Below are 14,862 nucleotides of genomic sequence, written 5' to 3' on the forward strand. Positions count from 1 at the left end.
AAACATCCCACGTAACTACCGGATAAGCTCTACAGATACCGCCTGAAAACCTCTGCAAAGTCCTTCGCCTGATCACACAGTGCGAGGGATTGCAGATGGTTTTTTCCGTTAAAGCCCTAGTTTTTGGGGCTGTCTTTTGATCGCCGCCACCAGCCAAGCTATTGGCCTTCTGGTGCTGGCCGCCATGGATTCAAAGACGCGCGACGTCGAATCCGTTCTCAGCGATTTCAGACGCTGCCTCAATACCTACGACGCCTGGGCGGAGAGCTTTTTCAGCTTTTCGGCATTGGATGTCGAGCAGGTATTCAAAGTCGGGAATGAGGTGGCGCTCGTCGCGCCGATCGATCGCTCTATCCTGCCCAGCACCACCGTTGCAGCGTGCAAGCAAGACGGCACCTTGACCTTGGTGCATATGTTCCAGAGTGCTCGATTCGTGCCCATTGGCAACACGCCCGTGGTGTTACAACGTGTCGACCCCAACGGTGGCCCGCTGGGCGAACCCATCCATAAAACCATCGGGCCCAGCGGCATTCTGGAAATCACCGAGTGTGATCGTAACCAGAAGTACCGAGTCAGTTTTTACCCCAACGTTTCCAAAGAACACTTCAAGGCGCTGCATGCCTCCTATCAGTCGGTCATTGCACCGCTGGAAGATTGGCTGCGCAGTGAGTGGAACGGCACCTTTGCGCCGCTGTGGAAGAACTACGCCGAGGCAAATTTCCTCAAACGCTATCTCTCGCTGCACCAGGCGTATGCCAAAGGCTTTGGCGATGCACTGTACTCGCTTTGGGACACGCTCAAACAGCTGGTTGAGTGGCTGGCTCACCCACTGGCGAACGCCGAAAAGCTGCTGCATTACCTGTCACAGGCCGAGCTCGAAAAACTGCTGAAGGTCAGCGCCGAAACCCTCGCCAAAGGCCTGCTGGTGCTGAGCGATGAGCCGCTGCTGTTCATCTACTTGGCGGCCATGGTCAGTTGGATGCGGATGATGCCGCCGCCGTATATGAATGAGTTGCTGGGGTCGATCAGCGTCGAAGTACTGATCAACGTGCTGCTGGGCCTTGCGACTGCCGGCATGGGTATTGTGATACGTCTGAGCACCAAGGTGCTGGGCGGCATCAAGTCTCGCCGAGCGCGCGAGTGGCTGGAACACATGGCCAGCCAGTTCAGCAAATCTCGCCTGGATGCCCATGTTGAGGCGGCTAAGCCGATATTGCTCGCAGGGCCGGCGACGTCGATCAACACGGTGGCAGGTGCGCCGTTGAAGGCTGGGGAGAACCTGGTTACGAACGCGGTGCCAGCGGTTCGCAGCAAGACGCAGAAGACGGCGTTGGTGCGCCAGGAACATGTCGATGATGTGCCTGTCGCTGCGAAGAATCCGCAGGGAGATGCGGCGGCGCCTGCGGATAAAACGGCCACTAATGGCTGCCCAGTGTCGATGGTGACCGGCGAGGAATTGCTGACCCTTACCGATGGCGCGTTGGACGGGATTTTGCCGTTTGAGTGGACCCGTTTGTACCGCACCAGTGCGGTGGAAGTGGATTGTGGGTTGGGGTTTGGCTGGAGTCACTCGCTGGCGCAGCGGTTGGTGGTGGACGGTGATTCGGTGGTTTGGACGGATCATGAGAACCGCAGTACTGAGTTTCCGTTGCCTACCGCCTCACGGCCGGCGATCACCAACAGCTTGGCGGAAGCGGCGATTTACTTGGGGTCGCTGCCTGATGAATTGGTGCTGGCTCAGGCGTCACGGTTTTATCACTTTCGCGACGGTGTGCTGACCGCGATCAGCGATCCGTATGACAACCGGCTGCGGGTTTCTCGTGATCGTTTGGGGCGGGTTGAGCGGCTGGATAACGGTGCAGGTCGGTCGCTATTTCTACGCTACGAACTCGGTCGCATTGTTGCCGTTGACTATCAGGTTCATCGTGCCAAAGGGCGTGAACCGTATGTTTGGGTGACAGAGCAGAACGTCGTTTCCTACAGCTATGACGAGGCTGGACGACTGGTTTCAGCGACCAATGCTGTAGGCGAACGTGAGGTTTATCGGTACGACGATCAGCACGTCATTCTTGAGCGGCAGCTGGCCGGTGGGGCGAGTTTCTTTTGGGAGTGGGAACGGGCTGGTAAGGCGGCGCGGTGTGTTCGGCATTGGGCCAGCTTTTCACAGATGGACACGCGGTATGCGTGGGAGGACGGCGGCAAGGTTACGGTTCACAACGCGGATGGTAGCCAGGAAGTTTATGTCCATGACCAGCGGGCGCGGCTGGTGCAGCGCATTGATCCGGATGGCGCTGAACATTTCAAATCCTACGATACCAAAGGCCGGCTGACGGTCGAGCAGGACCCGCTCGGGGCGGTGACGGCGTATCAGTACGACGAAGCCGGACGTTTGGTGGCGCTGTTTCCGGGGGAGGATGAGCCGACTTCCTACGAGCATGACAACGGGTTCGTACGGGTCGTACGGCGTGGTGAAGCGGTTTGGAAATATGAGCGTAATGACCAGGGCGACGTTACGCGTAAGACTGATCCTGACGGCCACGTTACGGACTACACGTACAACAAACACGGGCAACTGATTGGGGTTTGGTATCCGGATAACGGGTGCCATCGGCTGGTCTGGAATGAGCGTGGGCAGCTCGTTGAGGAGCAACTACCCAATGGAGGTATCAAGCGGTATCGCTATGACGATCTTGGACGACAGGTTGCGCGTGAGGATGAGCATGGCGCGCTGACCCAGTATCAATGGGATGCCGCCGCGCGCTTGCAGAAACTGACCCAGCCCGATGGTGCCACGCGGGAATACAGCTACAACCCCTACGGAAAAATTACCGCCGAACGCGATGAACTCGGCCACGTCACCCGCTACGAATATGCCGACGGCCTGCACCTGATAAGCCGCCGTATCAATGCCGACGGCACCCAGGTCAAATACCGCTACGACAACGCCCGGTTGCTGCTGACAGAGATCGAAAATGAAGTTGGCGAAACCTACCAGCTTGATTACCACCTCAACGGGCTGATCCAGCAAGAAATCTGCTTTGACGGCCAGCGCACGGCCTACGTCTACGACCTCAACGGCAACCTGCTGGAAAAGACCGAACACGGCGACGACGGCAGTCAGCTTCTTACCCGTTACGAGCGAGACCCTTCCGGCCGGCTCGTACGAAAAACCCTGCCCGACGGGGGTGTTGTTGACTATGCCTACGACCGCCAGGGCAACCTCCTCAGCGTCGACGACGGCCACTGGGCGCTAGCCTACGAATACGACGCCCAAAGCCGCCTCACCGCCGAACACCAAGGCTGGGGCACCTTGCGCTACGGCTACGACGCCTGCGGCCAGCTGAAAAACCTGCGCCTGCCGGACAACAATCGTCTCACCTTCAACCACGACAAAGGCGGCCACCTCGCCACCGTCGAGCTGAATGGCAAAACCCTCACGTCTCACCTGTTCAAAACCGGCCGAGAACGCCAGCGCCAACAAGGCCAGCTCCTCAGCCATTACCACTACGACGAGCAAAACCGCCTGCACGCCCACGCGGTGACTCAAGAAAACCATGACCTCTACCGCCGCCACTACGACTACGACAAAACCGGCAACCTGACCCGCCTGCTAGATACGCGCAAAGGTGAACACCACTACCACTACGACCCGCTCGCCCGCCTGACTCGGGCCGACCACTCGCAAGATGTGCAGGAACGCTTTGGCCATGACCCAGCCGGCAACCTGCTAATGCAAGACCGCCCCGGCCCGGACATCGTGGCGGGGAATCGGTTGATGATCCAGGGCGATCATCATTACGACTATGACGCCTTCGGCAACCTCATCCGCCAAAGGCGCGGTAAGGGCCATCAACTCGTTACCGAGTACCGCTACGACTGCCAACACCGGCTGATATCGATCACAAAACCCAATGGGCAGACGGCCAGCTATCGTTATGACCCGTTTGGCCGACGGATCAGCAAAACCGTCGATGGAATAACCACAGAGTTTTTCTGGCAAGGCGACAAGCTGATTGCGGAACATCACGCAGATCGCCATCGCAGTTACATCTACGAACCGGACAGTTTCCGTCCGCTTGCACTGCTGGAAGGCTTCGGCCCGAAAGACACCCAGCCCTTCCACTACCAACTCGACCACCTCGGCACGCCACAGGAACTCACGGCCCCCGACGGCGAAATCGTCTGGTCAGCGCATTACCGCGCCTATGGCCAAATCAGCCGACTCGACATAGAGAAAATCGACAACCCGCTACGTTTCCAAGGCCAATACTTCGACCAAGAAAGCGGACTGCACTACAACCGCCATCGCTACTACAATCCAGATATTGGTCGTTACCTGACATCCGACCCGGTGAAGCTGACCGGGGGAATCAACGCATACCAGTACGTGCCCAACCCTACGGGATGGGTAGATCCGCTAGGCCTGAACACATGTCCCGGCGCGGATGGATGCAAGCCAGACAGTTCTGTTCAAAATCCGAAAGCAGGGGTTGAACACGGGGAACCCGCTTTACCGCAGCTGACACGCGTAGAGCGACAGGCGAGAATTGATGAGATTGCAGAAAAAAGCGCGCACCGGCGTTTAGAAGAAATTGAAACAGCACATCCAAACGCGCACTTTCTGGAAAAGCATGGGGCACAAACTACGCTGGATTCTCAACATGAAAGGGTGCAAACGGCAAAAATCCTAGCACAGGGGTAATCGAAAGATACTTAGATGGCAAAAAGAAAGGGGAACCCAAAATACCGAGTGCAGCAACTCGATTCCTCAGCCATAGGGACCAGCTAAATGCGATCTATCGCGCACAACTTATTTTCCGCCGCACCAATCTAGAAACCTCCCGAGAGCCCATGGAAATGGGAAGAATAATTGGAGAAGGCTACAAAAAACAAAACCTTCAATATGGGAAGCAAACGAAAGCCAGAGTAATTCTAGATAAAGATGGAAATCCAATTACCGCGTTCACGGAGTTCTAATATGAAGCGACCACCAAAGCTGTCAATACTCAGAAGTTTACTTTTCACTTATTGCATTGAGAATTACGACGACCCAGACAGAGAATGTTTCATCGTCTCAAAAGACATAAACGATGAAAAAGAACTGTCTGAGCTTTTTGATGGGCTAACTAAGCCAGAGTACTTATCTTATAAGCCAGAGGAGCGTCAATGGTATGTCGACACGCTAAGCCGTTTTCTAGATGCAGATGAAAATTTCGAATCTGTATTTTATCTTTTTGACACTTATTTTAATGATGAAATCTTTGATAAAAGACAATTTATGAAAGTGCTGCTGGAGTGCCTTAAGCGTTACAACTTAGAAATAACCGAATAAATCGTAAACTGTGGGCACAACGAGTGTGCTCGTGCTTGGCTGCGAAGCAGCCCCAATAAGGGCCTCGCGTTTGAACAGCCAAAACCGCTTCGATAGTTCTGGGGCTGCTGCGAGACGATAGAGGTGGCACTCATATAAATGTCTGGTCTGCCAAGCAGAAAATGCCGAATTATCTCTTAAGTGCAAACTAAAAAATGGTACATAAACTGACCAAAAGGCGCGAAAAAAATGAACTATTTTGATGGGTGACTGATTAAAGGCTTTAAAAAACTCAATATAAAATTCACCGTTCTTTCTGAGGCTGAGCATGATGCGATAGTCGATTGCATCAATGAGACAATGCCTTTCTCAGGGAGCCAAATTGCCTGGAGCACGTTAAAAAAACAGCATCAACTTTGGACGTCAAACCTCAGACGTGGCCCTATCGTTACTGACCGAAGAGATCAACAAAGTAACCAACGATAAGCTGTACTTCGTCGGCGACGCATGCTCGAAGGGTTATTCAGTCGATCATGAAGACCTGCGTCAGGCGGTCAAAATCATCTCCGAATTTCCTCAGCACACCTACATCGTGCCGGAACCGATGACATGGATCGCATGCCTTTAATTTGAGGGCGATATTGACTTCGCAAATATTTGTGAATAAAAACTAATGAGTCAGCGTTCGTTTCGGAAACTGGAATAATACTTCCTCGTGAGTATCTCGCCAATATCTACCGATTAGCCAGCGAGTCTTAGAAAGACGACCTCCAAAAAGCCAGTCTTGAAGGCCCATCGAACTGCAGCCGCAAGGCAAACACATACGGTCGTCACCATAAAATTGATTGAGAATATAGAAAGCCACAAAGCGTGTTTAATAGCATCAAGGACGTGGTGGAAGCGTCAAATACAGTTGGACTGGATAGGTTGGATAGGCCAAGACGATGAAAGCTCATACGCTTGAAAATTTGATCGCTGAGTATTTAGAGCAAGTAAAAAAGGCGACTGACTTGCTTGAGTACTCATGTGGTACTAAAAATATTCTCAGACTGTGGCGAATCCAAAAAAAACCGCGGTGCGGTATGGTTATTGGTGATGTCACCTACGAGCTGCACGGAATTGGCTGCTGTGTTTACCTATCCGGAATATGTATCGACTTTGATTATGGCCCTGACGGAAGGGTCGACGGCTTCGACGCATGGCGTCTGTACATATACGCATGTGAGTTGCCGAAAAGACACAAAAAATACACCAGCAAAGAGGCTTTGGATCATGAATTCAACGAGTACTTGAAACTGGAAAAAGCCAAAAAAATCCCCGGTTCCATGTCCAATTTGTATTTCATACAGCCTTGATAGAGAGATGATGATGGGCCATCCACCGATGTCCACGCTGAGGCGAAACAGTGTTAAAAACTCCACCTCATGGCACACCTTACATCCCTAATATCTCCCACGCATTGGGGGCTTTATCTATATACGACCTTCAGGATGCCGTTGGCGAAGAAGTGTGGAAGTACGACCCTGAAGATAAAAAAGACACAGAAACAATCAATGCCCACCGCCGTATCAAATCGACAACCCCTTGAAGTGCTCCTGCAAAAACTCCACACAGGCTCTTAATTTTCCAGAGTAGGCCAAGCGTGTCGGGTACACCGCCCACACGTTGGCGCTCTGAGTGTAGGCGTGCAGCACTTGCACCAGCTTGCCCTGTTCCAGCAACGGCTTCACGTCCCACATCGAACGCAGCAATACCCCACGCCCGTCCAGGGCCCACTGCAATACGATTTCGCCATTGTTGGAGGACAGCGGCCCACGCACGCGCACGCTGTCGGGGGCGCCGTCACGCGCCAGGTTCCAGATGCCGAACGCGTTGTCGCGTTCTTTGAGCACCAGGCAGTCGTGTTGCTCCAGATCACTCAGGTGTTGCGGCGTGCCACGGCGTTTGAGATAGGCCGGCGCGGCGCACAGCACCCGGCGGTTGCTCACCAGGTGTCGGCCGATGTGCTGGCCGGGGATGTCATCGCCCACGCGAATCTCCAGGTCGAAGCCTTCGCTGACGATGTCCACCACGCGGTCGAACAGGTCCAGGCGAATTTCCAGGTCCGGGTACTGTTCGGCCAGTAACGACAGGGCCGGCGCCACATGGTTGCGGCCAAAACCGAAGCTGCTGCACAGATGCAGATGGCCACGCGGGCTGTCATGGGCGTCGCTGAGTTCGTCGGACAGTTGCTGGAAGTCTTCGAGGATGCGCACGGCCCAGCGCTGCACCCGTTCACCGTCTTCGGTCAGGGCGATGCGCCGGCTGGTGCGGAGCAGCAGGCGGGTGGCCAGGGTGGTTTCGAGGATCTGGATACGCTTGCTCACATACGCAGGCGACAGCCCCAGCTCATCGGCGGCGGCAGCGAAGCCGGCCTTGCGGATCACGGTGAGAAACACCCGCAGGTCTTCGGGTAGGGGCACGGTATCTTTCTTATGAGTCATCACGAACAGGCGTGGCGGCATGAGCCGCCACAATAGCATCGGTGTTTACTCGGCAGCGATCTTGGCCTGTGCCGCAGCGCGCGCATGCCGGCCGCGCTTGAGGGCGACAGGCGCCATTTTCTCGCGATCGAGTTCACCACACCCAACGCGATAGCGATGAGCACCTGCACGTACGGGGCTCCCAGCAGTTTTCTGATTGTCATTGTTATTATCTCGGTGCGTTGTTTTGGGCAAAACGAACCCGTCGCAGGCCATTGGCAGCCTGCGAGGCGGGTGTTTCAGGTCACGGGTTTACATGATTCAGGGCAATGGCTTCAGCGAAGAAAGGTCAGGACTTCGCCGAGCAACAATTCAGGGACTTCTTCGGCAAGATAGTGGCCGGCCGGCAGGGCTTTGCCACGCACGTCGGTGGCGACTTTCTGCCACTCCTTAAGCGGCTCGAAACAGCGCCCGACGGTGCCTTCGGCGCCCCACATCACCAGCAACGGCAGGTTCAAGGGGTTGCCGGCGTCGATGTCCGCCTGGTCGTGCTCAAGGTCGATGCCGGCGGCGGCGCGATAGTCTTCGCAGATGCCGCGCGCAGTGTCCGGCAGTTGCAGGCAGCGCAGGTATTCGGCGAAGGCCTCATCGGTGAACGGCTTGAGCCCGGCACTGCGGCTGCCCATCACGCTGCGTAGGTACAGCTCGGGGTTGCTCTCGATCAAGGCTTCCGGCAACGGCGCCGGGCGGATCAGGAAGAACCAGTGCCAGTAGGCGCGGGCGAACGCTTCATCGGTCTGGGCGTACATCGATAGGGTCGGCGCGATATCCAGCAACACCATGCGTTGCACCGCCTTTGGATGGTCCAGCGCCAGGCGATGAGCAACGCGGGCGCCACGGTCGTGGGCCAGCACCGAGAACGTATCGAAGCCCAAGGCCTGCATCAGTTCGACGCCGTCGCGGGCCATTTCGCGTTTCGAGTAGTTTGTGTGCTGGTCATTGGCCGGCGGCTTGCTGCTGTCGCCATAACCGCGCAGGTCGGCCGCGACCACGGTGAAATGCTCGGCCAGCTGTTCGGCGACTTTGTGCCAGATGACGTGGGTTTGCGGGTGCCCGTGCAGCAGGAGCAGACCGGGACCTGTACCGCCTTGGCGGTAGCTGATGTCCACGCCATTGACGTGGCACTGGTCTTTTTGGAATCCGGCGAACATGGAATGGCTCCTTGTGATGATTGGCTGCATCCTGGAATCACCCGGCGTCGGGGGCAAGGGGGAAAGCGTGGAGGGGTTGTTCATGAAGTGTGTAGGAGCCTGCAGGCCGGGCTCTATCATTTCAAACAATGAGGACTCATGTGGGAGCTGGCTTGCCTGCGATGCAGGCGACCCGGTCCTGCAGCAATACCGAGTTGAAGCTATCGCAGCATAGGTATCTACACATCTTTTTATGGGGTGAATTCTTTGGTTGTCGCGGGGGGGCGCTGGGTACATATCCGTTATTTGGGTAACGGCTGCTATGGGTTCCGCTCTTACAGCGGGTCACTTTTGTAAAGACACAAAAGTAACCAAAAAGTCTTCGCCCCACCACTCGGTGCCTCGCTTAGGCTCGGCATGCCCTCACTCCGGCTTTGGAGCGTGGGCCGCCGCCATGGGCCATCCTTGGCCCATCGCGGCTAAACCGGCGTCCTGCCGGTTTACCCACGCTCCAAAGCCTGCGTTCGGCCAGCGTGGTTTAACGGGGCGCCTAAGATCAAGATCAAGATCAAAAGCAAGAGCACGGCGGCCTAGTAGCCGACCTGAGTGGTTAGATCAAAAGCAAAGCAAAGGCGGCCTGGCAGCCGACCTGATCTCTGAAACTGAACTCAATTTAATGTGGGAGCTGGCTTGCCTGCGATGGCATCAACTCGGTGTACCTGATGGACCGAGGTGTCTGCATCGCAGCGGTGCGGCGATCCGACAAGGCAGCTCCCACATTGATTGGGTTTTCACTTCAGTTTTTAGGTGGGCTCCAACAGCTGCGCCCCCGGGCCGCGCTCGCTGAGCTGATCCCCCTCATTACGCAACGGGCACGCTTCCAACGACAAACACCCACACCCGATACAGCCACTGAGCTTGTCGCGCAGCAGCATCAATTTGTTGATGCGATGATCCAGGTCCTCTCGCCACAGGGCCGACAACCGTTCCCAGTCTTCAGCGGTGGGCGTGCGTTCATTCGGTAACGTTTGCAAGGCCTCGCCAATCGTCGCCAGCGGTATGCCCAAACGCTGGGCGATCTTGATCACCACCACCCGCCGCAACACATCCCGTGGGTAACGCCGCTGGTTGCCGGCATTGCGATTGCTCTTGATCAGCCCCTTGGCTTCATAGAAATGCAGGGCCGTGACGGCCACGCCACTGCGGGCGGCCAATTGGCCGACGGTGAGTGCTTTGTTGAGCATGAAAAACTCCGAAACAACGCTTGACCTTGACTTAACTAGAGGTTTTACCCTGCGTGGCATCGAATCGCAAGATTCTGCCTACAGAAAGAGGGGAGTGTTCATGCAGGTATCAGAGAAAAATCGCGGCTTCACTCAATTGATCGAGTTTCAGATCGAGCCCCAGCAGCAGCGGGCGCTGGTGGCGGCGTTGTCGACCCAAAGCGAGCGCCTGGCCCAGGGCCATGGCGGCTTTATCAATGCGAGTGTGCAGGTCAGCGATGACGGGCGGCGGGTGCTCAATTACCTGCAATGGCGCTCGCGCGAGGAGGGCGAGGCGGCCTTTAAATGCTTTGAGCACGGTGAGGAAGATTTCTGGACGCTGATCCGCGCCCATCAGGCCACGGCGGTGACCTTCGGTTCGTTTCAAGTGCTGCGCAGCTTTGAGCGCAGCCATGACAATGCGTTGCACTGCCGCCTAAATGGATAGGTGCAACATGCGCTCGCCTTGCACGTTTTCACCGGGGCGGCGCTTGTTCACCGCCAACTCGCCAATTTTGATCAAGCGGGTGCGCGTGACGTTGCGGCTCAGGCCCAGCAGGTTGGCGGTGTGCACTTGGTTGTAGTGGCTGAAGCGGTAGGCGGCGCGCAGTAATGCGTCCTCGACCTTTTCATGCAGCGCGCCGGCCTGTTCCTCGAAGAGCTTTTGAAAGGCGCGCGCCAGCAATGCTTCGGCGCTGTTGTCGGTGCCGTTCTGGCTGTCGTCCTGGCGCTCGATGCGCATGTTCGACAGGCGCAGATCATCGCGTTCGATCACGCCGTTACGGCAGATCAACAGGGTGTGGTGGATCACGTTTTCCAGCTCGCGAATATTGCCCGGCCAGCTGTAGCTCTTGAGCTTGTGCTCGGCCTCGCGGCTGATGGTGATCGGGCCGTAACCCAAGCGCTGGCTGTAGGCTTCGATGAAGTGGCGAGTCAGCGGCAGGATGTCGCCGGGGCGTTCGCGCAACGGGCTGAGTTCCAAGCTGACCACGTCGAGGCGGTAGTAGAGGTCTTCGCGGAAATGCCCGGCGTTGATGGCTTTTTCCAGCTGTACGTTGGTGGCGGCCAGTACGCGTACATCAATTGGAATACTCTTACGCGAACCCAGGCGCACCACTTCGCGCTCTTGCAATACGCGCAGCAGTTTGACCTGGATCGCCATCGGCAAATCGCCAATCTCATCGAGGAACAAGGTGCCGCCGTCGGCCTCTTCGAACCAGCCGGCCTTGGCGCTGAGGGCGCCGGTAAACGCGCCTTTTTCATGGCCGAACAGTTCAGCTTCCACCAGGGATTCAGAGAACGCGCCGCAGTTGACCGCCACAAACGGCCGGTTGCGCCGTGCACTGAGGTTATGGATGTGGCGCGCCACCAGCTCTTTACCGGTGCCGGTTTCGCCGATGATCAGCACGCTGGCTTCGCTGGGCGCCACTTGCTGGATGTGGTCGAGCAGCGCCTGGGATTTGGGGTCTTCGAAGACCTGGGCCGTAGCGCGGATCGAGGTCGCGAGGGCGGGCGAGGGCGGTAGGGTTAACAGCTGCATGGGCACCTCTCTTAGGAGTAGAACGTTGGAATCGGCAGGGACTGGTTCAAGGCCCAGTCCCCCAGTTCGTGGAGTTTGTAGTCCACCGGATCATGCAAGGTTTGCGTGCGCAGGTTGCGCCAGTGGCGATCCAGGCGCAGCGAGGCGTGGGTGGACCGCGCGCCGGTGACTTCAAACAGGCGGCTGCACAAATCCAGGCCTTGGCGGGTGGCGGCGACCTTAGCGGTGGCAATCGCAATCGCCAATTGGCCGCGCTCGTGTTCGTTCAGGTTGGGGCCTTTGGCCCAGGCCTGGTCGAGCAGCTCGGCGGCGCGTTCCACCAGCAGGCGCACGCCTTCCAGCGCGACCCAGAACTCGCCGTAGTGGTGCAGCACGTAAGGGTCCTGGCGCACGTCGACGGCCGAGGATTTATGCCACGAACGGGTTTCGGTCAGGGTGTAATTGCGTGCTTCTTCAAAGGCGCCTTCGGCAATCCCGAGAAACATATGCGTGAACGTCAGTTGCGCGATCAGTGGGCGCAGGCAGGCGAAGGGCGTACTCAGCGGGCCTGGGTCGAGGAGCAATTCCGATTCCTCGACGCGCACCCGTTCAAAGCTGGCGCTGCCGCTGTCGGTCTGGCGTTGGCCGATGTTGTTCCAGTCGTTGTGCAAGGTGATGCCGCTGCGCCCGCTGGGAATGGCCGCGATCAGCAGTTTGCCGCCGGCGTTCTCATCCACCGCCGAGGCAATGAGCATTTCCGAGTCGCTGGCGCCGGAACAGAAGCTTTTTTTGCCGGAGAACTCACGCCAGCCGCCGAAATCCTTGACCACCGTACGGGTGTCCAGCGGGTTGAGGGCGTTGCCCCAGAACCAGTTTTTACGCGCGGTCTGTTCGAACCAGGGTTGCCATTGGTCCGGGCGCGCAAACAAGCGCACGGTGGCGAGCATCAAGTGGTGGAAGCCGAAGACATGGGCGATGGAGCTGTCGACCTTGGCGAATTCGCGCACGATGCCCAGGGTTTCGCTCCAGCGCGCGCCGAGGCCGCCGTATTGGGTGGGAATGCTCAGGGCCAGCAGGCCGCTGTGGCGCAGGGCGTCACGTTCGGCTTTGGGTGTACCGCCACGTTCGTCGCGCTCGACGGCAGTGAGGGCGAACTCGGCGGCCAGCAGTTTGGCGGTTTGCAGCGGCGAGGGCAGGACGCTGTGGGGTTTGGCTGTCACACGGTGTTCCTCAATATCTATTTGGCAATGAAGCCCAAATGTGGGAGCTGGCTTGTCGAGTCGTCGCACCGCAGCGATGGCGTCACCTCGGTTTCACTGAAACACCGCGTCGCCTGCATCGCGGGCAAGCCCGGCTCCCACAGAAAAGCAGTTCCCACATAAAGCAGGCTTCACTGCACTCAGGCCTTCGTTTTTGGCAGCACATCATTGGCAATCATTTCGCCAAACGGGCCGGTGAGGTTGGTGATGCCGCGCCCGGCGAGGCTCGCGTAGGGTTCCGGCAGCAGCGGGAACACCAGTTCGGCAAAGCGATAGGCTTCTTCCAGGTGCGGGTAGCCGGAGAAGATGAAGCTCTCGATACCCAGGTCGGCGTATTCCTTGATGCGCTCGGCCACTTGCTGTGGGTTGCCTACCAATGCGGTGCCGGCGCCGCCGCGTACCAGGCCGACGCCGGCCCACAGGTTGGGGGCGATTTCCAGGTTGTCGCGGCGCCCGTCATGCAAGGCCGCCATGCGGCGCTGGCCTTCGGAGTCAAAGCGCGAGAAGGATTTTTGCGCGGCGGCGATGGTGTCGTCGCTGATGTGTTCGATCAGTTTGTCGGCGGCTTTCCAGGCGTCTTCTTCGGTTTCGCGCACGATCACGTGCAGGCGAATGCCGAACTTCACGGTGCGGCCGTGGCGTGCGGCGCGTTCACGTACATCCGCGAGCTTTTCCGCGACGGCGGCGGGCGGCTCGCCCCAGGTCAGGTACACGTCGACCTGCTCTGCGGCCAGGTCGTGGGCGGCGTCGGAAGAACCGCCGAAGTACAGTGGCGGATACGGCTTCTGCACCGGTGGGTAAAGGGCCTTGGCGTTCTGCACGCGCAGGTGTTTGCCTTCAAAATCTACCGATTCGCCCTGCAACACGCGGCGCCAGATCTGCAGGAATTCGTCGGAGACTTCGTAGCGTTCGCTGTGGTCGAGGAAACTGCCGTCGCCACGGTTTTCGTCGGGGTCGCCGCCGGTCACCACGTTGATCAGCAAGCGGCCGTTGGATAATCGGTCCAGTGTCGCAGCCATGCGCGCGGAGACGGTGGGCGAGATGATGCCCGGGCGAATGGCGACCAGGTAACGCAAACGTTCGGTCAGCGGCACCAACGCCGAGGCGATCACCCAGGAGTCTTCGCACGAACGCCCGGTAGGAATCAGCACGCCGTAGTAACCGAGGTTGTCCGCCGCTTGCGCGACTTGCTTCAGATAATTGAGGGTGACCGGGCGCGCGCCTTGGGTGGTGCCCAGGTAATGCCCGTCGCCATGCGTCGGCAGAAACCAAAAAACATCCATGACAAATCCTTAAGCGATTTTCAGCAGAGAGGGGGAGTGCGCGGCAAACAAAGGCGCTGCGCGTTCTGCGGCAAGGCGTATACGGCCCTTCAGGGGCTCACTGGTTATTTGGTAGTCGGTGAAGTCGGCTTCGGTGGCGTACACGCCGATTGGCAAGGTCAGTGCCTGAAAGAAGCTGAACAGCGGCCGCAATTGGTGATCGAGGACCAACGCGTGGCGTTCGCTGCCGCCGGTTGCGGCGAGCAGTACTGGCGTGTTGATCAGCGAATTAAGACCGACCAGATCGAACAGGTGCTTGAGCAGGCCCGGGTAGGAGCCGCGATACACCGGTGCGGCGACGATCAGCAGGTCGGCCTGTTCGATGGCCAACAGTTGCGATTCGACCTGCGCCGGCAGCTCATCACGCGACAGGGCACCGCCCAAGGGCCGGGCAATGTCGCCCAGTTCGATCAATGTGGTCTCGATCGGCAGCAGGGTGGCCAGTTCGGCCAGTACGGCTTGGGTCAGCACCAGGGTACGCGACGGGCGCCAGGTTCCGCCGGACAGGGCAACGACATTCAGGGGACGGGTCATGAA

General features: G+C 57.8%; 11 protein-coding genes. 4 read left to right on the forward strand and 7 right to left on the reverse strand.

Annotation, left to right across the window (positions count from 1 at the left end; genetic code table 11):
• Positions 1-184: 184 nt before the first annotated feature.
• The 3 genes from KZH41_RS11150 (at position 185) to KZH41_RS11160 (ending at position 6,666) form a co-directional block, all read left to right on the forward strand.
• Positions 185-4,702: an RHS repeat-associated core domain-containing protein gene (locus KZH41_RS11150; RefSeq protein WP_263274821.1), complete on the forward strand. Its 4,518-nt coding sequence runs from the start codon at positions 185-187 to the stop codon at positions 4,700-4,702.
• Between the two features lie 276 nt (positions 4,703-4,978).
• Positions 4,979-5,332, forward strand: a complete 354-nt coding sequence (locus tag KZH41_RS11155) for a hypothetical protein (protein WP_263274822.1) — start codon at positions 4,979-4,981, stop codon at positions 5,330-5,332.
• 923 nt (positions 5,333-6,255) lie between these two features.
• Positions 6,256-6,666: a DUF6896 domain-containing protein gene (locus KZH41_RS11160; RefSeq protein WP_242155266.1), complete on the forward strand. Its 411-nt coding sequence runs from the start codon at positions 6,256-6,258 to the stop codon at positions 6,664-6,666.
• Positions 6,667-6,879: 213 nt separating this feature from the next.
• On the opposite strand, the gene KZH41_RS11165 is transcribed toward KZH41_RS11160, so the two are convergent.
• From KZH41_RS11165 to soxR, 3 genes are all read right to left on the reverse strand, one after another.
• On the reverse strand, positions 6,880-7,794 hold the full coding sequence (locus KZH41_RS11165) for a LysR substrate-binding domain-containing protein (protein ID WP_263275097.1): 915 nt from the start codon (positions 7,792-7,794) through the stop codon (positions 6,880-6,882).
• Between the two features lie 314 nt (positions 7,795-8,108).
• Positions 8,109-8,984: an alpha/beta fold hydrolase gene (locus KZH41_RS11170; RefSeq protein WP_263274823.1), complete on the reverse strand. Its 876-nt coding sequence runs from the start codon at positions 8,982-8,984 to the stop codon at positions 8,109-8,111.
• Positions 8,985-9,766: 782 nt separating this feature from the next.
• A complete protein-coding gene (gene soxR, locus KZH41_RS11175; RefSeq protein ID WP_094953504.1) occupies positions 9,767-10,207 on the reverse strand; it encodes a redox-sensitive transcriptional activator SoxR in 441 nt (146 codons plus the stop codon).
• A gap of 100 nt (positions 10,208-10,307) precedes the next feature.
• On the opposite strand from soxR, the gene KZH41_RS11180 reads away from it, so the two are divergent.
• Positions 10,308-10,673 carry an antibiotic biosynthesis monooxygenase gene (locus KZH41_RS11180; protein ID WP_242155268.1) on the forward strand — a complete coding sequence of 122 codons (366 nt, stop codon included), beginning with the start codon at positions 10,308-10,310 and terminating at the stop codon, positions 10,671-10,673.
• Here KZH41_RS11180 and KZH41_RS11185 read toward each other — a convergent pair.
• The 4 genes from KZH41_RS11185 to msuE all read right to left on the reverse strand — a co-directional run bounded on the left by KZH41_RS11185 (position 10,662) and on the right by msuE (position 14,859).
• The gene (locus KZH41_RS11185; protein ID WP_263274824.1) at positions 10,662-11,765 is read right to left on the reverse strand and encodes a sigma-54 interaction domain-containing protein; all 1,104 of its coding nucleotides are present in this window, start codon (positions 11,763-11,765) and stop codon (positions 10,662-10,664) included. The genes KZH41_RS11180 and KZH41_RS11185 overlap by 12 nt on opposite strands.
• A gap of 11 nt (positions 11,766-11,776) precedes the next feature.
• Positions 11,777-12,964, reverse strand: a complete 1,188-nt coding sequence (locus tag KZH41_RS11190; RefSeq protein ID WP_242155270.1) for an acyl-CoA dehydrogenase family protein — start codon at positions 12,962-12,964, stop codon at positions 11,777-11,779.
• Between the two features lie 179 nt (positions 12,965-13,143).
• Positions 13,144-14,286 (reverse strand): FMNH2-dependent alkanesulfonate monooxygenase, encoded by a 1,143-nt coding sequence (gene ssuD, locus KZH41_RS11195; RefSeq protein WP_094953508.1) that lies wholly within the window; start codon positions 14,284-14,286, stop codon positions 13,144-13,146.
• A 9-nt stretch (positions 14,287-14,295) separates the two neighbouring features.
• Complete coding sequence (msuE, locus tag KZH41_RS11200; protein ID WP_242155272.1) at positions 14,296-14,859, reverse strand: FMN reductase; 564 nt, start codon at positions 14,857-14,859, stop codon at positions 14,296-14,298.
• Positions 14,860-14,862: the final 3 nt, after the last annotated feature.

The organism is Pseudomonas sp. YeP6b (assembly GCF_025642995.1).
In the GTDB taxonomy this organism is placed as follows: Bacteria; Pseudomonadota; Gammaproteobacteria; order Pseudomonadales; family Pseudomonadaceae; genus Aquipseudomonas.

Coding starts and splice junctions, on each gene's coding strand:
- soxR (WP_094953504.1), bottom strand. CDS start 10,207: ATGCTCAACAAAGCACTCACCGTCGGCCAATTGGCCGCCCGCAGTGGC.
- KZH41_RS11170 (WP_263274823.1), bottom strand. CDS start 8,984: ATGTTCGCCGGATTCCAAAAAGACCAGTGCCACGTCAATGGCGTGGAC.
- KZH41_RS11150 (WP_263274821.1), top strand. CDS start 185: ATGGATTCAAAGACGCGCGACGTCGAATCCGTTCTCAGCGATTTCAGA.
- msuE (WP_242155272.1), bottom strand. CDS start 14,859: ATGACCCGTCCCCTGAATGTCGTTGCCCTGTCCGGCGGAACCTGGCGC.
- KZH41_RS11155 (WP_263274822.1), top strand. CDS start 4,979: ATGAAGCGACCACCAAAGCTGTCAATACTCAGAAGTTTACTTTTCACT.
- KZH41_RS11160 (WP_242155266.1), top strand. CDS start 6,256: ATGAAAGCTCATACGCTTGAAAATTTGATCGCTGAGTATTTAGAGCAA.
- KZH41_RS11165 (WP_263275097.1), bottom strand. CDS start 7,794: ATGACTCATAAGAAAGATACCGTGCCCCTACCCGAAGACCTGCGGGTG.
- KZH41_RS11180 (WP_242155268.1), top strand. CDS start 10,308: ATGCAGGTATCAGAGAAAAATCGCGGCTTCACTCAATTGATCGAGTTT.
- ssuD (WP_094953508.1), bottom strand. CDS start 14,286: ATGGATGTTTTTTGGTTTCTGCCGACGCATGGCGACGGGCATTACCTG.
- KZH41_RS11185 (WP_263274824.1), bottom strand. CDS start 11,765: ATGCAGCTGTTAACCCTACCGCCCTCGCCCGCCCTCGCGACCTCGATC.